Annotated in this window: 1 protein-coding gene; it reads left to right on the forward strand. The window is 37.0% G+C overall.

The genetic code is table 11. From position 1 onward, the window contains the following. The coding region (gene nadA, locus ACHABU_RS20750) for a quinolinate synthase NadA (protein WP_435766843.1) at positions 1-207 on the forward strand (207 nt) is incomplete at its 5' end. Positions 208-289 lie beyond the last annotated feature (82 nt).

Consider the following 289-nt stretch of genomic DNA (forward strand, 5'->3'; position numbering starts at 1 on the left):
GTGGGGATTATTCATCAGATGCAAAAACAAAACCCTGAAAAGCAATTCTTAGCAGCTAATCCACAGGCCATTTGTCCATTTATGAAAATGACCACACTTGAAAAAGTATTAGCTGCACTAAAAGAAAATAAGCATGTAATTACAGTTCCTGCCGATATCGCTGACAAAGCAAAACTTTCCATTGATCGTATGGTTTCTATTGGTTAAGACATATTGACTTAGCAGAAGTGCAAGTTCTTCATTTATCGCCGTCGCTAAAGCCCAAAGATAATAAAATTCCTGCAACCTT

Source organism: Oceanobacillus sp. CF4.6 (assembly GCF_051262635.1).
Lineage (GTDB): Bacteria > Bacillota > Bacilli > Bacillales > Amphibacillaceae > Oceanobacillus.